Raw genomic sequence first — 14,323 nt, forward strand, 5'->3', positions numbered from 1 at the left:
TTTAGCGCACAAGCGGACGAATCTGGTTGCGATAGTCGGCAGTGTCTAGCCCTTTGCCCTGGGTGAGGGCGGCTTCATCTACCATCTGCCGCAGGCGGGCAGCGCGTTCCCCAGAGTTGGGGTGGGTGCTGAGGAAGGTGGGCACCGAGCCACCCCGCTGCTGGAGTTTTTCCATAAAACTGACCAGGCCAATCGGGGCATAGCCAGCGCGGATCATGTTGTTGAGGCCGCGCTCGTCGGCTTCGTATTCGTCGCGGCGGCTGTTGGGCCGGTTGATAGCGAGTTCCACACCCAGGGCAACGGCCGTGTTGCGATCCAGTCCGGCGGCGCGGGCGGCCCCAGCGGCGATCGCCCGATCGCGCAACTGCTCGACCGAGTGGCGCGAGGCAATATGCCCAATCTCATGCCCCAATACGCCCGCTAGCTCAGCCTCATTGTCCATTGCTTGCAGCAGCGCAGTGGTAACGTAGACATAGCCGCCCATTGTGGCAAAGGCATTGATCTGGTTGCTCTCGACCACCTGGAAGGTGTAGGGAATCTGGGGGCGATCGCTGTGGGGCACGAGTCCTTGTCCGACGCGGTTAACGTATTCAGAAACCGTCGAATTCCGATAAAGTCGAAACTGCTGCGTCAACAATTGCTGGTTGATCTGCCGACCTAGCTCCAACTCTTGCCGCTCCGACATATTGGAGATTTGAACAATTTGCGCCCCACGAATCAGCAGTTCCAGCCAGCGCGGCACGGTTTGCGAATGAGACGGCGAAGGACTAAGCACAATTAGCCCAGTTGCCATCACGCCTGCCATCAACCCATAGAGCCAGCGGCGGCGCAGATTGCCAAATTGGTGAAGGAGAAAGTCAATCATGATGCTTTGCCAGAGTGTGGAATGTTGACGTGCGGAGGAGTTCAGGAGTTAGGCGTAACAGATAACAACAAGCTTGCCTGAAGCTTCGGGATTCCTCAAGATCAAAACATGAATCAGGATTAATCTAGATATATTGATCGTTGAGACGTAGATCATGCAAAATTGTTGCGCGAGTAGGCATCTTGCGCGGGCCGGTGTGATGATGCAGGTGAGGGCGATCGCCCACCAGCCCTTTTTCAGCGTTACTTCCAGGAACTCTCTCTAGCGTTCCACAATCCCTCCAAAAATCACTCTCCCCAACGGTGAAGTTGTACAGCGGCAGATAGCCTCGAAATCTCACGGACAATTTTTCTGCCGCCCGCTTGCTCAGCACTTCTTCGCGGCTCCCTGTTGACTCCGTCTCCCTCAGGGTCTACTTTAGCCTTCGCGATCGCCCTTCATCTAGCAGCACCCGCACCTTTTGGCGATCGCCCTTCATCTGGCAGCACCGACACCTTTGGGCGATCGCCCTTCATCTCCTTGCACCCGTACCTTTCGGCGATCGCCCTCATTTCCCAACACCGACATCTTTGGGCGATCGCCCCCCTGATCCCTTTTGGGACGCTGCACACTGACCCAAGTCTGTCGCTACTCAACCTCTGCGGCTGACCCGAAAGCGGCTGGGAGCGTGCGGCTTGACCCGGATCTCGAAGGGCTGAACCTTCGCAATTTGGGGGGCGAATCGCCTACCCAACCGGAAGCTGACAGAACCAGAGCGCTGAGGGCTAACGGTTCTGGTCAGCGGTTGCCGAGATCTTTGCATCTCACCCAAGCGGCTTCGGTCAATCCGCTGCACCAGAATTGTTATGCCGCGCTGCTACTCTCCATTTTCTTCTGCTTTGTTTCAGCGAGTTTTTCACGTCTCTTAACTCTTGTTAGATTGCGAGAAAAGTATTTATTTGGGATTTGAATTGTCTCCTCATCTAACTCAGATAAAACTCTGTTAGTTGCCTCAACAGCTTGTTCAAAATCTATCAAAGCATCATACGTAGGCTTGTTATCTATATCCCACATAAGCATATACAAGCTCTGCTGCAATCTGATAGCTAAGCGCAGAAGGTCTTTCTCTGCTTCATCTAAAGCGTGCTGCTTAGTCAATTCATCGATTTGACTCTTGCTTTTACCAGCATATTCGTTATATCTTTTCTCTAAATTTGAGAATTTGTTAGTGAGATCATTAGCAACTTTTCTATGATGCTCTGCTGATTGTCTATCTTTCTCACCGCTAGCATGAGTAACAAGAGCACCAACTGCTGCACCAACTGCCACACCGACTAAAGGAAGCAGAAAAAACATAAGTATTCACCAATTCTGAAATTGTTAAGCCGAGGGCAAAGATTTTTGGGAACCGGGCAATTGTTTGTTAACGATTGGAGTAGCTCCCAACGATTTAGCAATTGCAGCAGACTCAAGATATCGCTTTAATGCACCTTCCACACCAGACTCGATAGGTCTGTGCGTAATCTCAGCATTTAATGCTTCAGACACATTCAGAAACTCTAAATTTTTAGAGTGTTCATATAGAAGTTCATTCTCAATATCCTGGAGATATTGCAGATCCCTCTGCGTCAGAGATGCATAATACTCTTTAACTTGTTGCTTGTGGTCATCAAGAATCTTGAAAAACTCATAGACCATTCCGGCACCACCAGCGGCGAGTAAAACTGGCGACATAGCTGTTAGTGCAAGGGCAACAGGAGGACAAGCGGCTGCAACCGTTGTAACTGTGAACGCTGTCGCAGCTCCCACTCCCCCACCAATAGCGGTTTCTTTTACAGTTTCTAGAGCAGCGTCTTGAGCCGACATTTCACCTCGTACAACTCGCAGCGCATTTCTGAGCAGAGAGAAAGGAGCCGTCGTTACTGCACCAATTACCGCCCCTTTGGGTGCAGCTTCGATACCAGCTTTTAATGCTCCACGTAGATTATCAATTTGTGCTTTGATATTGAGTTGTCTTTGCTCTTGGCGTGTCATGTGTTGATCGCCACGAGCGCGATTAGCAGTTTTACTTTCCCATTTGATATTGTCTGGATGACTTGAGCCACCTTTACTGTGGGGTTTTATATGACTAGCATCCTTATCAGCTAAATATTCTTTGACTTTAGCAGCAGCAGATTGACCATCAACTCCAGCCCTTTGAGAGGGTGGAATTTTGTCCAACATTTGTTGAGCTTGGGCTTCAGTTCGCCCCGCACCAGTACGTATACCACCTCTGTACAGATGTCCTAACTTTTCTGGTGTGTACTTGCCGATATCATCTAGTTGAGCGTTGTGAACTTTTGAACTCGCAGCAGCATTGAAAGCAGAATTACGCTGGGAATCTTCTGACATAAGCGCAAGGGTGAGGGTGTAAAAAATCACTTAGCAAACCGAATTTCTCTTATTTTGCAACATTGCGTTATGAAACGACAACCGTGTGATACGGGAGCATTACAAACTAATGCATTAACCCTCAATACTCATCGCTCAAACTGTGTTCTAGATAACACTAATGCTCAATGGCTGATACCCCTGAACAACCATCTTTAGCTCTTGCACCACTAACCCTATAGCGCCCTATCCTCAACACCTCTAGAAAATCTTTCGGCTGTGTCCCAACCAAGGACTAAGCGGCATAACGGTGCTGTTCAGCGGCTGCAAACCAACTTCGCCACCCCACGAGCAACAACCAGCAGTCCGTTGCAACAGCGTTGTTAGCCTTGCGCTTGCAGACTGTCCCCATGCCAAAAAAACGCCACCTCCAGTTTAGACTGAAACCACTTCTGCCTCAACAGATCACCCTCGCGGTGCTTTACCACACATAAACAAGATGGCAACCACCGTCTCAACCAGCCATCCTTGCTCCTTCACAGATGATTCTCGCTCCTCAACCCGCAGACTGCGCGGTGCCATGCGACACACACAAAGAACTGATGTCACAATGCCGAACGAGAGAACTACACGGTGATGGAACGCCGATAGATATGAGTGGTGTACCGTCTCCACGAACAGGTGCGTAGCAGGCTAACGATGAAGTTGTGCGGCGGCAGACAGGCTTGAACTCCCACCAATAACCTCTGTACCGTCCGCACCAACGCAGTGTTAGCTGGCTTACCCCACCGATCACCTCTAACTACGAAGAGGGTTCAAGGCTGAAAACGAAGATTTTGAAGGGGACGCACTTGGGCAATGGTTTCAAAGTCACGATCATTGTGAATCAGAAGCAAATTGTTTTCCAGTGCTGCTTGAGCAATACAGCAATCGATTGGGCTGCGAACGGTAAGTCCTTGGCGGCGTAGATCAAAGTAGATGCGGGCTGCTGCTTGCCAAGACTGATTAGTCAGCTCAGCATAATTTTGTGTTTCGAGGTAAGTGGAAAGGAGATCCCATTCTTGGTCGTTCAAGCTACCTTGAAGCAGTTCAAGCTGGGTGAATCGAGTGAGTAAAACTTCTCGATTGGCAATCAGAGCTTCAAGCTGCTGGCGAACCTGACCACTACGATCGCGGAAGACGCTGATCCAAACAGAGGTATCAATCAGCAACATGACGAGTTTCGCGCAGAGCTTTGTAATCAAAATCCGTGGCAAACTGAATTTTTCCTGCCAAATCGAGCAGGTTTTTCCTACGGCGCGATCGCACCAGTTCTTGCAGCGCAAGGTTGATGAGTTCTTCCTGAGTAGCAACGTTAGTGAGTTGGAGTGCTTCGTTCACAAGGGTTTCGTCAAGATTGAGGGTGATTTTCATGGGCAAGCACTGGAGAAATGAGTTAAAGGAGTTTGACTCTTAGTGTAGCTGAACTTACCGATTGCCCCCCAATAGCTCACCAGTCGCCTCCTAAGCGTTTTTGCAATGACTGTGCTGCTTTGCAGATCCCGCAAGGGTCGCTCTTCGCTACTGCCCTCACCGACTATCTTCTGGGTGCTTCTGCAACCACAGATAACACCCCAACCATTGCCTCAACAGACGACATCCTGGGCATTCTCATGAATTTATATTTCATGTCCACTTATTTTCAACAGTAAAGTGCAGGGGATAGTTTTTTGCTGCACTACGCTGGTGAGCGATCGCAACTTTCTCCTGAGCTTCCTCAAAGGGCAGGGCAATGACAAAATTTCGCCCCAGTTGGTGGGTATAAATCATACATGGAATCGCCAGATCCTTCGGCAGTTCAAACACCTGCTCCAGCACTTCCACGACAAATTCCATCGTCGTCGCGTTGTCGTTGTGCAGATAAACCGGAACCACCGGGGGATGCTCCCAGGGCCACTCCGGGATGGCTTGGGCTGCTTCTGCCGGCAGATATGGAGAAGTGACCAACCGGAGGTTTTGCAAAGGTTGTACAGGTTTGTTAGCGAAATTGTTGTGTCCGCAACGAGTACAAACCCAGGAGCGCTTTGGTTTGCGGTTTCTGAGCAGTGGGGTGATAAAAGACCGTCGAATAGCAAGGCTTTCGTAAAGATGACGTCCGCCGCAACGAGGGCAGGCATCGGGGAAAATTTCCAGGTACTCCTCCAGGGATTGGGGACTGCCTTGAGTCAGAATGCGCTGAGTGCGATCGCGTTGTTGCCGCCAACGCTGTCTTGATTGAGCCAATGGGTCAGGTTCCGAGTGGTTCCACTCAAATTTGATGGCATTTACCACACCAATCAGCAGCAACAGCCCAACCAGACTGATAAACCAGATCATGAAACGCCTCTCCTTGACTGGGTATACCTATCCATTCCCTGGACTGAGGGTGGTTTTGCCAAAGGTCATGAAAACGAGGGTGGTGCCAGCCGGACCACAATAGGCACCCTCGGCATGGCAGAGGCAACAGGCAAGGGCAGTGAGTTCCCATGCCTCCGGTTCTGAACAGTGCAGTTTGCGCGTGGTCAATCGGTCTACGCCCTGGGCTGCACCGTAGTCCCGCAGGGCGCGGGCATGGTGCTGGAGGGCGGGTACTACAGCGGGATGATCCCACCCCCAGAGCCAGGTGCCGTCCAGGGTGTTGTAGGTGCCGATGATTTGCACTGGAGCGGTGATGATCTGGCCTCTGGGGTTAGTGAACCGGATGCTGCCTTGCTCCTGGTCTACCTCCCAGTTGCATTGTCCCAGTAGCCAGAATTGTTCCTGCGCCTGAGTTTTGAAATGTAGCTCTTCCATGCTGCGGCTCAGCAGGATGGGGTAGGCGGGTGGTTGCGGGTTCATGAATGCTCCTCCCTGCGTTCGATCCGTCTCAGCAGTTCAGTTTGTTTATCGCGTATCCAGGAAGCCGCTTTAGGCGGTTCGGTGCGCGAGTAAATGTCGAGGAGTCTGTCGTAGCTGTTCAAGGCTGCCTCATATCGCCCTAATTGTTCTAAAAGCAGGGCCTGGTTGTGCCAGCAGCTCTCATTATCGGGGTCGATCGCCAACGCCCGTTCATAGCTGATGACAGCGTCTTCCAATCGTTGCAGCTTGGTTAACAGCAATGCCCGGTTATACCAGCAACCCACATCACCAGGATCAATGGCTAAAGAACGATCGTAACTTTCTAGCGCTGCTTCTGCTTGATTAGGTTGCGTGCTGAGCAACATCGCTCGTTTGTACCAGAGTTGGGCATTATCTGGATAGTTTCCTAAAGCCCGCTCATAGTTTTCCAATAGCCGCGCAAAGACTTCATGCTCTGGATAATTCAACTTTCCTAAGGCATCATTAATAGCTAAATCATGCCAATCGGGGTTCAATTCAAAGGCTTTTTGATAGGCGACCAGTGCTTCTTCATAGCGCTCGGCTTGCATCAAAACATCGCCTTTTTGTCTCCAGATCCAATCTGGAGTTTCGCCATATTGGTTAGGGCTATTATCAGCTTCAGGAAATTCGCTAAGCTGCTGATCATAGGCATCTAGAAGTTCCTGTTCTCGCCCTAAACGGACATAGGCTTTATTGTGATTTTCCTGGGCGGTTGCCTCCAGAAAGATCGCTTGGTTGTAGGTATCAATGGCCTCTGCATATCGCTCCAGGCTGAAAAGAATGTTGCCCTTGTCTCCGTAATAAGACCCTAATGCCTGGTCGTTTTCTGGATCGTCTTCTGCCTCTAAAAGGGCGATCGCCTCGTCATAGCTGGCGATCGCGTCTTCTGGTCGTCCTAGGTGAGCCAAGAGACTCCCCCGGTTTGCCCACAGACTACAGTGGTCCAACAACTCAACATCCGGCAAATCGGCAAACCCTGCCAGTGCCCGTTCGTAGCTGTCGATGGCTTCTGCAAACCGTTGGAGGTCATGCAGTGCTGCCGCTCGGCACGCCCAGGCTTGGCTATGGTCTGGGTTTAGGGCGAGGATGCGATCGCAGGCAGCCAACGCTTCAGCATAGTTTGCGGTTTCTTGCTGCTGTTTGGCTAGCGCGTACCAGGCATCCAGGTGTTCGGGATCCAGCTCAACCGCCTGCTGAAACAGGGCGATCGCATCCTGGTGGGTAGACCCATTTTCTAACGCTGCTAACCCGGCCTGATAATAGTCCTCAGCACTTGAGTACTGCGGCAAAGCGTCACTCATACCAGTTGCACCTCCTCATTGTGGGAAAGGAGATGCACGACCCCTGCCGGGTCCGAGATCCAGTGGCCGCGAAAGTCGCCAAGGGGTTCCAATTCATCACGAACTGGGGTTTGGGCTGCCGTCAGATGGGCTACTGCCCCCTCCACGTCATCGGTGGATAGCTCCAACCAGATATCTGTCTGGCTGTAGTGGGGCACTTCATCCAACCACAGTCGCATCGTTCCAAACTGAAATACATAGGAGGTGTCCCGTTGTCCCAGGTAAGGTAATCGCAATGTATCGCGATAAAAAGCAACGGTTTCTGCAAACCGAAATCGAGGAATTTTAAGGGCAATATTACTGCCTCCCGAAAATGTGGCCTGAGGATTTGGGTTCATTCTGGACTCCTGAGGTTGGGTTCATGAATTGAGTTCACTAGCGATCGCTATAAAACAGAACGTTAGAAAAATTTCTGCTTTGCAAATCAGCAGGTGGAATCAAGAAATAAAGAATTGAATCATGTAGATTCACTCCCGGTTGACCCACCATCCGGAACAGCAAATCATAGGGCGGAAAGCTTTCACCAAAAGCTAGCGGAAACAGTTGGGCGCGAGGATCAGATTGGCTAAAGGCAGGATAGCCACCCAAACGGTGTCCATCACCATACAGAAGGTGTGCGGCTTCTTCTAGCAACGCATCATTGCTAGTGCGATCGCTAAGTTCTCTAAGCGCATAGTCATAGTTTTCAGCAAAGAATTCGCTTTCTCTCAATGTTTCGACCCAGGTGTTTAAACCGCCTGCATCCATTGGTGCAAGTTTGATTTGAAAGCGGAGATCAAGTCTCTCCGGTACGAGCGAATGCTCAAACGAGGGGAGAAACCTGAAGTCAGTGGTCACCGCTTCAACCAAGAGGATAGGGTCTGGGAAAAAGAGAACTTTTGCTCCTGCCAGTTCCATGAGTTCTCCATAGGACATGGATGCCCGGTCTGCTGTAGCAAACCAGGAATGGTTCCATTCCCAGATTGGCTTATCCACCACATAAAACTGCAAGATTCCTGACGTGGGGAACCCGTCTAGTGGAGGCACCTCGGCGAAATTGATCTGGGCTAGCAAGGGTGCTGGTTTGCCGTCAATGTGAGGATAGTCAGTTCCTGTGGGAAGATAAGGTCTTCCACCAAATCGGCTTTCCCAGGGTAGGGGTGAATTGCTTCCAGAAACCGTAGCTTCGATAGCAACGAAGGGCCGGATGGTAGATTCAATCGCTGCAATTTCTGCGTCTGAAATCTCTTCCCGCAGGATTGCACGGAGCGCTTCACCACAGCCTAAATCCTCTAGTCGATAGTTTGTCATTTCCCTGAATGCTGATCCTAAGTTGTTTAAGGAGAAATGGACTTTCTCGCCAGTCTGTCATCACCTAGAGCCAGTAACTTTGTTGTCAAATAGATTTCCCAAAGATAAAGATGCAAAGTTCTGATAAAGTCAGTCCATATCAATGGAGGAGTCAAAATCTGAAAGTGTTTAAAGTAATGCTGAAAGATGATTGTTGTTCGGAGTCGATGAAAATGAGAAGTGATCACGATGACTGGATGTTGACTGTTAGAATGAACTATAGGTGCAGAATATAGTGCATTTTCGTAAGTATTTCTTGATAAACATTCGACATATATATCGATTGCCTTAACTCCTTGTTCCAGACAATATTTTTCCATGATTTTTGCTTCTATATGTTGATTGTAAACAGCACCTCCGGTCAGAATCAGTTTGTGAACCTTACCTGTGTGATAGAGCGCGATCGCCAAATCTAACCTGGATTGAAGGATTCGACTCACGCTGCCATCGGGATTGGGAGGATTCCCCAGAACAATTAGGATGGCTTTCACTCTGCAATCACCTGCCCTATTTTTAGTAAGTTTCCATCCGGATCAACGATGTAAAATTCCCGCATTCCCCAGGATTTGTCTTCTAAGGAACCGAGGCGAGGAATGCCTGCCGCAGGTAGTTTTAAGGCTTGAAATGCTTGAAATAATTCATCCACTTGGGCAACTCGTAAATAGCAGGCCAGATGCGACTCTGAAGGCACAATGTCTGGAAAGAAAGAGAGATGAATTTCTAGTGAACCCCGGCATAGAATGACGTAATCGGTAGTTGTATTGACTGGATAACGACTCTCAAACCCTAGCTTTTGATAGAAGTCAACACTTCTAGGAATATCCCGTGAAAGCAGGATAGGAATGGCTTGATCTAACGGCATCATTAAAGTCTCCCATTGGTTGAATAAACGTTTCCAGGTGGAATAGTCGCCCCAAAAGTTGAGTTGCTCAGAGGAATAGGTACAGGTTTTGTCAACCATGTAGTGGACTAAAACCTGCAATTGGTCACGCGCTTGGTTTAGGGTTTGAGCATCGGTTTGATCCATCCATTTCTGGACATGTGCGGGGCTGAAGTCAAAGGCATCTAGACCGCAGCAGGCAGCTACACAGTTCACCTCGCAGCAGCGCAGCAGTGACCAGAGCGGTTCGGGAATCGTGATTTCTTCCATCATCTACCTGCCTCGACATCAGTTCTTATGAGCCAGATAAAGGTGGGTTTCGTAGCGTAGGCGCACTTGGCCCTGGGAAGTAGCGTAGCGATCGTATAACTCCGCAAGCTTTGCCTCCAGCCTGGCCAACTCCACCCCCGATTGTGGCGTAGACCCCTGACTACGAGCCAGTCCAATCAGACCCTCCAGATCTAGAAACTGCTCAAAGGTGAAGATGTAACGCCGCAGATTCTTAAAGTAGGGTAAGTAAACGCCATACCAGAATAGCTGGTAGCGGAGGGTATTAAATCCGCCCTTAAGGGAGAGCTTTTCGGCTGGTTTCAAATACTTATCTGCCGGTTTGGATGCCTGGTAGAGGCTTTTGGTGTAGGCATGAGAAACCGTATCCTGCTGGTTCCAGAAGTTCCAGACCAGAGCCAAACGGCCATCAGGCTTGAGGATGCGGTGGAATTCCTTCAGGCTTTGGGCAAAATCAAACCAGTGAAACGCCTGGAAGGCGGTGACTAAATCGACCGATGCCGTTTCCAGCGGCACCTGCTCAGCAATCCCTTCCACAAAGTTCACACCATCATAGGGAACTGCACCATTCCGCATCTCAGCCCCCGGTTCCACCGCAATCACCTGCACCCCCTGGTCTGCCAGTTGCCGGGAGCCAATGCCTGTCCCAGCACCAATGTCAGCAGCAACGATAGGATTGGCGGTTACACTGGAAAGAATCTGTGCGATCGCGGCCTTGGGATATCGAGCACGATAGCGGTCATACCCCTGATAAAACGGAAACGGTTCAGTCATGGCACCTCAATGTCACAACTCCCTGGTCGATGTCTTTGTTGTCTGGCAGAGTTGCTTGCTGGTATAGAGCAATTCAGCCAGCCACTGCTATCGATTCCCAACAGCTTCTCTATCCTAACTACTACCTTTCGCGTTGTCTTGCCAAGGCTTGCTCAAACTTGTCTTCAGTTGCCTTTTGTCTTTGACAAAACGGTTGAAGAGCATGGTGGAAAATAGAATATTTATGCGATGTGCAACTTTTAATCTGCCCTCATCCCCCAACCCCTTCTCCCAAACTGGGAGAAGGGGAGCAAGAGAGGCTCGATGAAATCCCTCTCCCGCTCTGGGAGAGGGATTTAGGGTGAGGGGGATCGGCAAAGTTACACATTGCGTATATTTGAGAAAGTTATTTGCACCTCTAAGCTATCCATCATGCCGAAGTCGCCTGCCTTGCTCGATTATCATCGAGGGCTTGAGTACGACAAACTATTACCATCCCCGCCGTTGCTGCTCAGTCAAGGGCACTGGCGGGGGTTAGTGTTGGAACACCATGACGCTCCTCCCTGGGAGTTCCCCGAATGTTGTGCCTCCCACCATCACATCGGCGTGCTGCTTGGCCCGTGGCACGGAGAACGGTGGATTGACGGTCGCCATCGTTCAGAAATGGCTCCTAGAGGTACTCTCTCCATCATTCCGGCTAGCGTACCTTATGCCTCGCGCTGGCAGAGTCGATCGCAGGCGATTGTGCTGGCGTTAGACCCTTCTTTATTGGGGACAGTGGCCCATGAGGCGGTGGGGTGCGATCGCCTCGAACTCAACTTTTGCTGGTTGCACGATGGCGATGCCTTCATCAGCCAGATTTTACACCTACTCAAGTCCGATACAGAGTCTGGTCATCCCATCGGGCCTATCTATGGAGATTCTCTCGCCACTGCTTTGATCGTTCATTTGTTCAAGCAGTACGTAACGCGGCCACCTCGGTTGCTGGTTTATACCGGCGGCATACCTCGATACAGACTAATCCCTGTGTTGGAATACATCGATGCCCATCTGCAACACTCTATTAGCTTGCAAGATTTAGCCAACATTGCTGGGATGAGTCAGTACTACTTCTGCCGCCTGTTTCGACAAACAATGGGAATCGCCCCATTTCAGTATGTTCGCCAGCAGCGCATTGAAAGGGCAAAAATATTACTTCAGCAACCCCACTTGAGCATTTTAGAAGTAGGGTTGCAATGTGGGTTTATCAGTCCTAGCCACTTTACTCGCCAGTTTCAGCAAACTGTTGGAGTAACACCAACAGCTTACCGCAAAGCTATTTTACCCTAGTAAACGTTCCAATCGAAATTTAACTACGTGCTTGCGTGCGGTCTCGACATCGCTGATCCCGCTTGCTCAGTTTTTATGCGATTGAAACTCCATTAAAATTAAATAAATAACCCAACCTGATGGTATAGACAAGTAGAGTACACAATGTGTTCTTAAAGCAATCTCAAAGACTTTAAGTGGAGCCAGCTAACTACTAATTAGACTGATTCCGTCTGCCTATCTACCCCCAGGAGGGGAATTAGGCTGACAGCCGTCTGTCTAAGATCCCAAATCGGGGAAATAGGCTGACGATTGTCTGTCTAAGATCCCAAATTGGGGAAATAGGCTGACAGTTGTCTGCATAATACCCCTGTTTTGGGGAGTTAGGCAGATGGGTTCACAAAGGCTTTAGACAAGCGAGGCTGAGAGATTGTGGATTTTGGAGTGGGGATTTTGGATTTTGGATTGAAGGGATGCCCTGCTAAAATCCAAAACCCAAAATCGCTCTTATCTGTTCTTACTCGGTTGCGCCAGGGTTGCTGCGGATGTCGCGGTGCAGGTAGCGCAGCACTTCGCCGGGGCGACCGTCGAGGACGATGCCGTGGGGTGGGAAATCCAGGGCGTTCGTCCACTCGAAGCGTTCGGCGTAGCGGAGCAGGTGCAGACGGTCAATCGCCATCTGTGCGTCTTCGGGGAGGCCGATGATGCAGTGGCGCAGGCGACGACGGTGGGGTAGTTCGCAGGTGAGCGGGGGTAGCGAAAACTGGGTCGCCTCCGAGATTGGGGACGACCAGGTGTATTGAATTTTCAGCATTTGGGGTTTCCTCCAGGAAACGAGTGGGTAGGAAACCCCGAAATGTTGGCCGCCCACGGACGTGATGCGCTGGGACAGGGCGGCCTACAATGGACGCAGCCCTGAGACAGGCACGCGCTGTCGAGGGGTCAGGCGTTGGTAGGTGCAGCGAACACCTGCCAATGCCGTAGGTGACTAAACGACCAAAATTTCGGGGGAAAGGCAAGCTGCACTGATAGGAATCGAATTACAGCTTGATGGACGATTGTACTGGATGCGATCGCCCCCGTCAATTGTCCTGTGCCAGCCACCCCACGTCTTCTCCTTCCACAACACAGCACACCGCATCCCCAAGTTCCCTAATCACAGGTCAGGAAGGGCGATAGGCCGTCACTTCGATTTCTATTCGCATGTTCAAATCGGCTAATCCCGCCACGATCATCGTCGAAGCGGGGCGGATCTCTCCGAAGTATTTTCGCAGCACGGGCCAGCAGGGTTCAAAGTCTTCTCGGTTGGGCACGATATAGCGAACGCGCACCACATCTGCCAGGGAAAATCCGGCTTCGTCTAGGGCGGTGCTGATATTTTTCAGGGTTTGCTCTGCCTGCTCTACTACGTCGTCTGCAATCGTCATGGTGCGATAGTCGTAGCCTGTGGTGCCCGACACAAACGCCCAATCGCCCTCCACCACAACGCGAGAATAGGCGACTTCACGTTCAAAAAAGGAACCGGAGGAAATCAGGCGGCGACTCATGATGAAGAGAAATCAGGTTTTAGGTTGCAGAAATCTGGACAGAGCCACGCCCTGGTCATGAACGAGGCGCTTATATTCAAGTCTTTCAAATGGCGCTCCAAATGAAATCACGAGAAGCCTTGCAGCCTCCTAGACTCGCCATCTAAAAGCCAATCTAAAATTGCCAATCTAAAATCCAAAATCAACCTCAGCCCAACTGCCGGGCCTGTAAGTAGGAGCGCAACAGCAGCAGGCTGGAAATCGACTTGGAATCCACCGCTTCCCCGTCTAGGATGGCTTGCTCTAGCTCCTGCGGGGTCAACAAGAGGGTTTCCAGATCCTCATCTTCATCCAATCCCGGCGGCGTGTCTAGCTTCTCCAACTCCGTCGCCAGGTAGGTATAGATAATCTCGTCGGAATAGCCCGGAGCCAGGAAAAACTGCCCCAGTTTGTGCCACTGGCTGGCTTTGTAGCCTGTCTCTTCCTGGATTTCGCGCTGGGCAGTGGTCAGCGGGTCTTCGTCTTTCTCAATCGTGCCTGCGGGAAACTCCAGCAGTCGCCGCGATGCTGCAAAGCGATATTGCCGCACCAGCACCAGCTTGCCTTCTGCCGTCATGGGCACGGCCACGGCCCCGCCCGGATGCCGCACACACTCCCAATCGCCCTCGGCTCCGTTTGGCAGGCGCAGGCGGCTCACCTCAAAGTTGAACTTGCGTCCCTGAAAGAGGAGCTTTTGCTTGAGGCGCTGGGGAGGTTCGTGGGCCATGGTCTGGAAAGGGTAGGTAACGAGATTTTGGGGTGAGGGGGT

General features: G+C 50.9%; 18 protein-coding genes. 2 read left to right on the forward strand and 16 right to left on the reverse strand.

What is annotated here, in order from left to right; genetic code table 11:
- Window position 1: 1 nt before the first annotated feature.
- A complete protein-coding gene (locus HNI00_RS15025) occupies window positions 2-865 on the reverse strand; it encodes a M48 family metallopeptidase (RefSeq protein WP_297078523.1) in 864 nt (287 codons plus the stop codon).
- A 390-nt stretch (window positions 866-1,255) separates the two neighbouring features.
- Between HNI00_RS15025 and HNI00_RS15030 the strand changes: the two genes are divergently transcribed.
- Complete coding sequence (locus HNI00_RS15030; protein ID WP_316787408.1) at window positions 1,256-1,513, forward strand: hypothetical protein; 258 nt, start codon at window positions 1,256-1,258, stop codon at window positions 1,511-1,513.
- A 195-nt stretch (window positions 1,514-1,708) separates the two neighbouring features.
- Here the strand turns inward: HNI00_RS15030 and HNI00_RS15035 are convergent, their stop codons facing one another.
- The 12 genes from HNI00_RS15035 to HNI00_RS15085 form a co-directional block, all read right to left on the reverse strand.
- Window positions 1,709-2,200, reverse strand: a complete 492-nt coding sequence (locus HNI00_RS15035; protein ID WP_316787409.1) for a hypothetical protein — start codon at window positions 2,198-2,200, stop codon at window positions 1,709-1,711.
- 24 nt (window positions 2,201-2,224) lie between these two features.
- On the reverse strand, window positions 2,225-3,235 hold the full coding sequence (locus HNI00_RS15040; RefSeq protein WP_316787410.1) for a hypothetical protein: 1,011 nt from the start codon (window positions 3,233-3,235) through the stop codon (window positions 2,225-2,227).
- 794 nt (window positions 3,236-4,029) lie between these two features.
- Complete coding sequence (gene vapC, locus HNI00_RS15045) at window positions 4,030-4,428, reverse strand: type II toxin-antitoxin system VapC family toxin (protein ID WP_316787411.1); 399 nt, start codon at window positions 4,426-4,428, stop codon at window positions 4,030-4,032.
- The gene (locus HNI00_RS15050; protein WP_223047160.1) at window positions 4,415-4,627 is read right to left on the reverse strand and encodes a type II toxin-antitoxin system VapB family antitoxin; all 213 of its coding nucleotides are present in this window, start codon (window positions 4,625-4,627) and stop codon (window positions 4,415-4,417) included. The genes vapC and HNI00_RS15050 overlap by 14 nt, the downstream gene beginning before the upstream one ends.
- A 252-nt stretch (window positions 4,628-4,879) precedes the next feature.
- Window positions 4,880-5,569 carry an ATP-dependent Clp protease adaptor ClpS gene (locus HNI00_RS15055; protein WP_316787412.1) on the reverse strand — a complete coding sequence of 230 codons (690 nt, stop codon included), beginning with the start codon at window positions 5,567-5,569 and terminating at the stop codon, window positions 4,880-4,882.
- A 27-nt stretch (window positions 5,570-5,596) separates the two neighbouring features.
- Window positions 5,597-6,070, reverse strand: a complete 474-nt coding sequence (locus HNI00_RS15060) for a DUF6882 domain-containing protein (RefSeq protein ID WP_316787413.1) — start codon at window positions 6,068-6,070, stop codon at window positions 5,597-5,599.
- Window positions 6,067-7,392 (reverse strand): tetratricopeptide repeat protein, encoded by a 1,326-nt coding sequence (locus HNI00_RS15065; RefSeq protein WP_316787414.1) that lies wholly within the window; start codon window positions 7,390-7,392, stop codon window positions 6,067-6,069. The genes HNI00_RS15060 and HNI00_RS15065 overlap by 4 nt, the downstream gene beginning before the upstream one ends.
- Window positions 7,389-7,769 carry a VOC family protein gene (locus HNI00_RS15070; RefSeq protein ID WP_316787415.1) on the reverse strand — a complete coding sequence of 127 codons (381 nt, stop codon included), beginning with the start codon at window positions 7,767-7,769 and terminating at the stop codon, window positions 7,389-7,391. Before HNI00_RS15070 ends, HNI00_RS15065 begins: the two co-directional genes overlap by 4 nt.
- A gap of 37 nt (window positions 7,770-7,806) precedes the next feature.
- A complete protein-coding gene (locus HNI00_RS15075; protein ID WP_316787416.1) occupies window positions 7,807-8,721 on the reverse strand; it encodes a YwqG family protein in 915 nt (304 codons plus the stop codon).
- Between the two features lie 26 nt (window positions 8,722-8,747).
- Complete coding sequence (locus HNI00_RS22185) at window positions 8,748-9,251, reverse strand: YdcF family protein (RefSeq protein WP_420156214.1); 504 nt, start codon at window positions 9,249-9,251, stop codon at window positions 8,748-8,750.
- A complete protein-coding gene (locus HNI00_RS15080; protein WP_316787417.1) occupies window positions 9,248-9,913 on the reverse strand; it encodes a DUF6331 family protein in 666 nt (221 codons plus the stop codon). Before HNI00_RS15080 ends, HNI00_RS22185 begins: the two co-directional genes overlap by 4 nt.
- 15 nt (window positions 9,914-9,928) lie before the next feature.
- Entirely contained in the window at window positions 9,929-10,702 is a 774-nt protein-coding gene (locus HNI00_RS15085; protein WP_316787418.1) for a class I SAM-dependent methyltransferase, read from the reverse strand.
- A 411-nt stretch (window positions 10,703-11,113) separates the two neighbouring features.
- On the opposite strand from HNI00_RS15085, the gene HNI00_RS15090 reads away from it, so the two are divergent.
- Window positions 11,114-12,010 carry an AraC family transcriptional regulator gene (locus tag HNI00_RS15090; RefSeq protein WP_316787419.1) on the forward strand — a complete coding sequence of 299 codons (897 nt, stop codon included), beginning with the start codon at window positions 11,114-11,116 and terminating at the stop codon, window positions 12,008-12,010.
- Between the two features lie 496 nt (window positions 12,011-12,506).
- Here the strand turns inward: HNI00_RS15090 and HNI00_RS15095 are convergent, their stop codons facing one another.
- The 3 genes from HNI00_RS15095 to HNI00_RS15105 all read right to left on the reverse strand — a co-directional run bounded on the left by HNI00_RS15095 (window position 12,507) and on the right by HNI00_RS15105 (window position 14,281).
- Window positions 12,507-12,803 carry a hypothetical protein gene (locus tag HNI00_RS15095; RefSeq protein WP_316787420.1) on the reverse strand — a complete coding sequence of 99 codons (297 nt, stop codon included), beginning with the start codon at window positions 12,801-12,803 and terminating at the stop codon, window positions 12,507-12,509.
- 349 nt (window positions 12,804-13,152) lie between these two features.
- On the reverse strand, window positions 13,153-13,536 hold the full coding sequence (locus HNI00_RS15100) for a RidA family protein (protein WP_316787421.1): 384 nt from the start codon (window positions 13,534-13,536) through the stop codon (window positions 13,153-13,155).
- Window positions 13,537-13,723: 187 nt separating this feature from the next.
- Window positions 13,724-14,281: an NUDIX hydrolase gene (locus HNI00_RS15105; protein ID WP_297078283.1), complete on the reverse strand. Its 558-nt coding sequence runs from the start codon at window positions 14,279-14,281 to the stop codon at window positions 13,724-13,726.
- Between the last annotated feature and the right edge of the window lie 42 nt (window positions 14,282-14,323).

Origin of the sequence: Thermoleptolyngbya oregonensis NK1-22 (genome assembly GCF_032705245.1) — a bacterium.
GTDB lineage: Bacteria > Cyanobacteriota > Cyanobacteriia > Elainellales > Elainellaceae > Thermoleptolyngbya > Thermoleptolyngbya sichuanensis.

Coding starts and splice junctions, on each gene's coding strand:
- HNI00_RS15055 (WP_316787412.1), bottom strand. CDS start 5,569: ATGATCTGGTTTATCAGTCTGGTTGGGCTGTTGCTGCTGATTGGTGTG.
- HNI00_RS15065 (WP_316787414.1), bottom strand. CDS start 7,392: ATGAGTGACGCTTTGCCGCAGTACTCAAGTGCTGAGGACTATTATCAG.
- HNI00_RS15080 (WP_316787417.1), bottom strand. CDS start 9,913: ATGATGGAAGAAATCACGATTCCCGAACCGCTCTGGTCACTGCTGCGC.
- HNI00_RS15070 (WP_316787415.1), bottom strand. CDS start 7,769: ATGAACCCAAATCCTCAGGCCACATTTTCGGGAGGCAGTAATATTGCC.
- HNI00_RS15040 (WP_316787410.1), bottom strand. CDS start 3,235: ATGTCAGAAGATTCCCAGCGTAATTCTGCTTTCAATGCTGCTGCGAGT.
- HNI00_RS15050 (WP_223047160.1), bottom strand. CDS start 4,627: ATGAAAATCACCCTCAATCTTGACGAAACCCTTGTGAACGAAGCACTC.
- HNI00_RS15105 (WP_297078283.1), bottom strand. CDS start 14,281: ATGGCCCACGAACCTCCCCAGCGCCTCAAGCAAAAGCTCCTCTTTCAG.
- HNI00_RS15100 (WP_316787421.1), bottom strand. CDS start 13,536: ATGAGTCGCCGCCTGATTTCCTCCGGTTCCTTTTTTGAACGTGAAGTC.
- vapC (WP_316787411.1), bottom strand. CDS start 4,428: ATGTTGCTGATTGATACCTCTGTTTGGATCAGCGTCTTCCGCGATCGT.
- HNI00_RS15025 (WP_297078523.1), bottom strand. CDS start 865: ATGATTGACTTTCTCCTTCACCAATTTGGCAATCTGCGCCGCCGCTGG.
- HNI00_RS15035 (WP_316787409.1), bottom strand. CDS start 2,200: ATGTTTTTTCTGCTTCCTTTAGTCGGTGTGGCAGTTGGTGCAGCAGTT.
- HNI00_RS15060 (WP_316787413.1), bottom strand. CDS start 6,070: ATGAACCCGCAACCACCCGCCTACCCCATCCTGCTGAGCCGCAGCATG.
- HNI00_RS15075 (WP_316787416.1), bottom strand. CDS start 8,721: ATGACAAACTATCGACTAGAGGATTTAGGCTGTGGTGAAGCGCTCCGT.
- HNI00_RS15095 (WP_316787420.1), bottom strand. CDS start 12,803: ATGCTGAAAATTCAATACACCTGGTCGTCCCCAATCTCGGAGGCGACC.
- HNI00_RS15090 (WP_316787419.1), top strand. CDS start 11,114: ATGCCGAAGTCGCCTGCCTTGCTCGATTATCATCGAGGGCTTGAGTAC.
- HNI00_RS15085 (WP_316787418.1), bottom strand. CDS start 10,702: ATGACTGAACCGTTTCCGTTTTATCAGGGGTATGACCGCTATCGTGCT.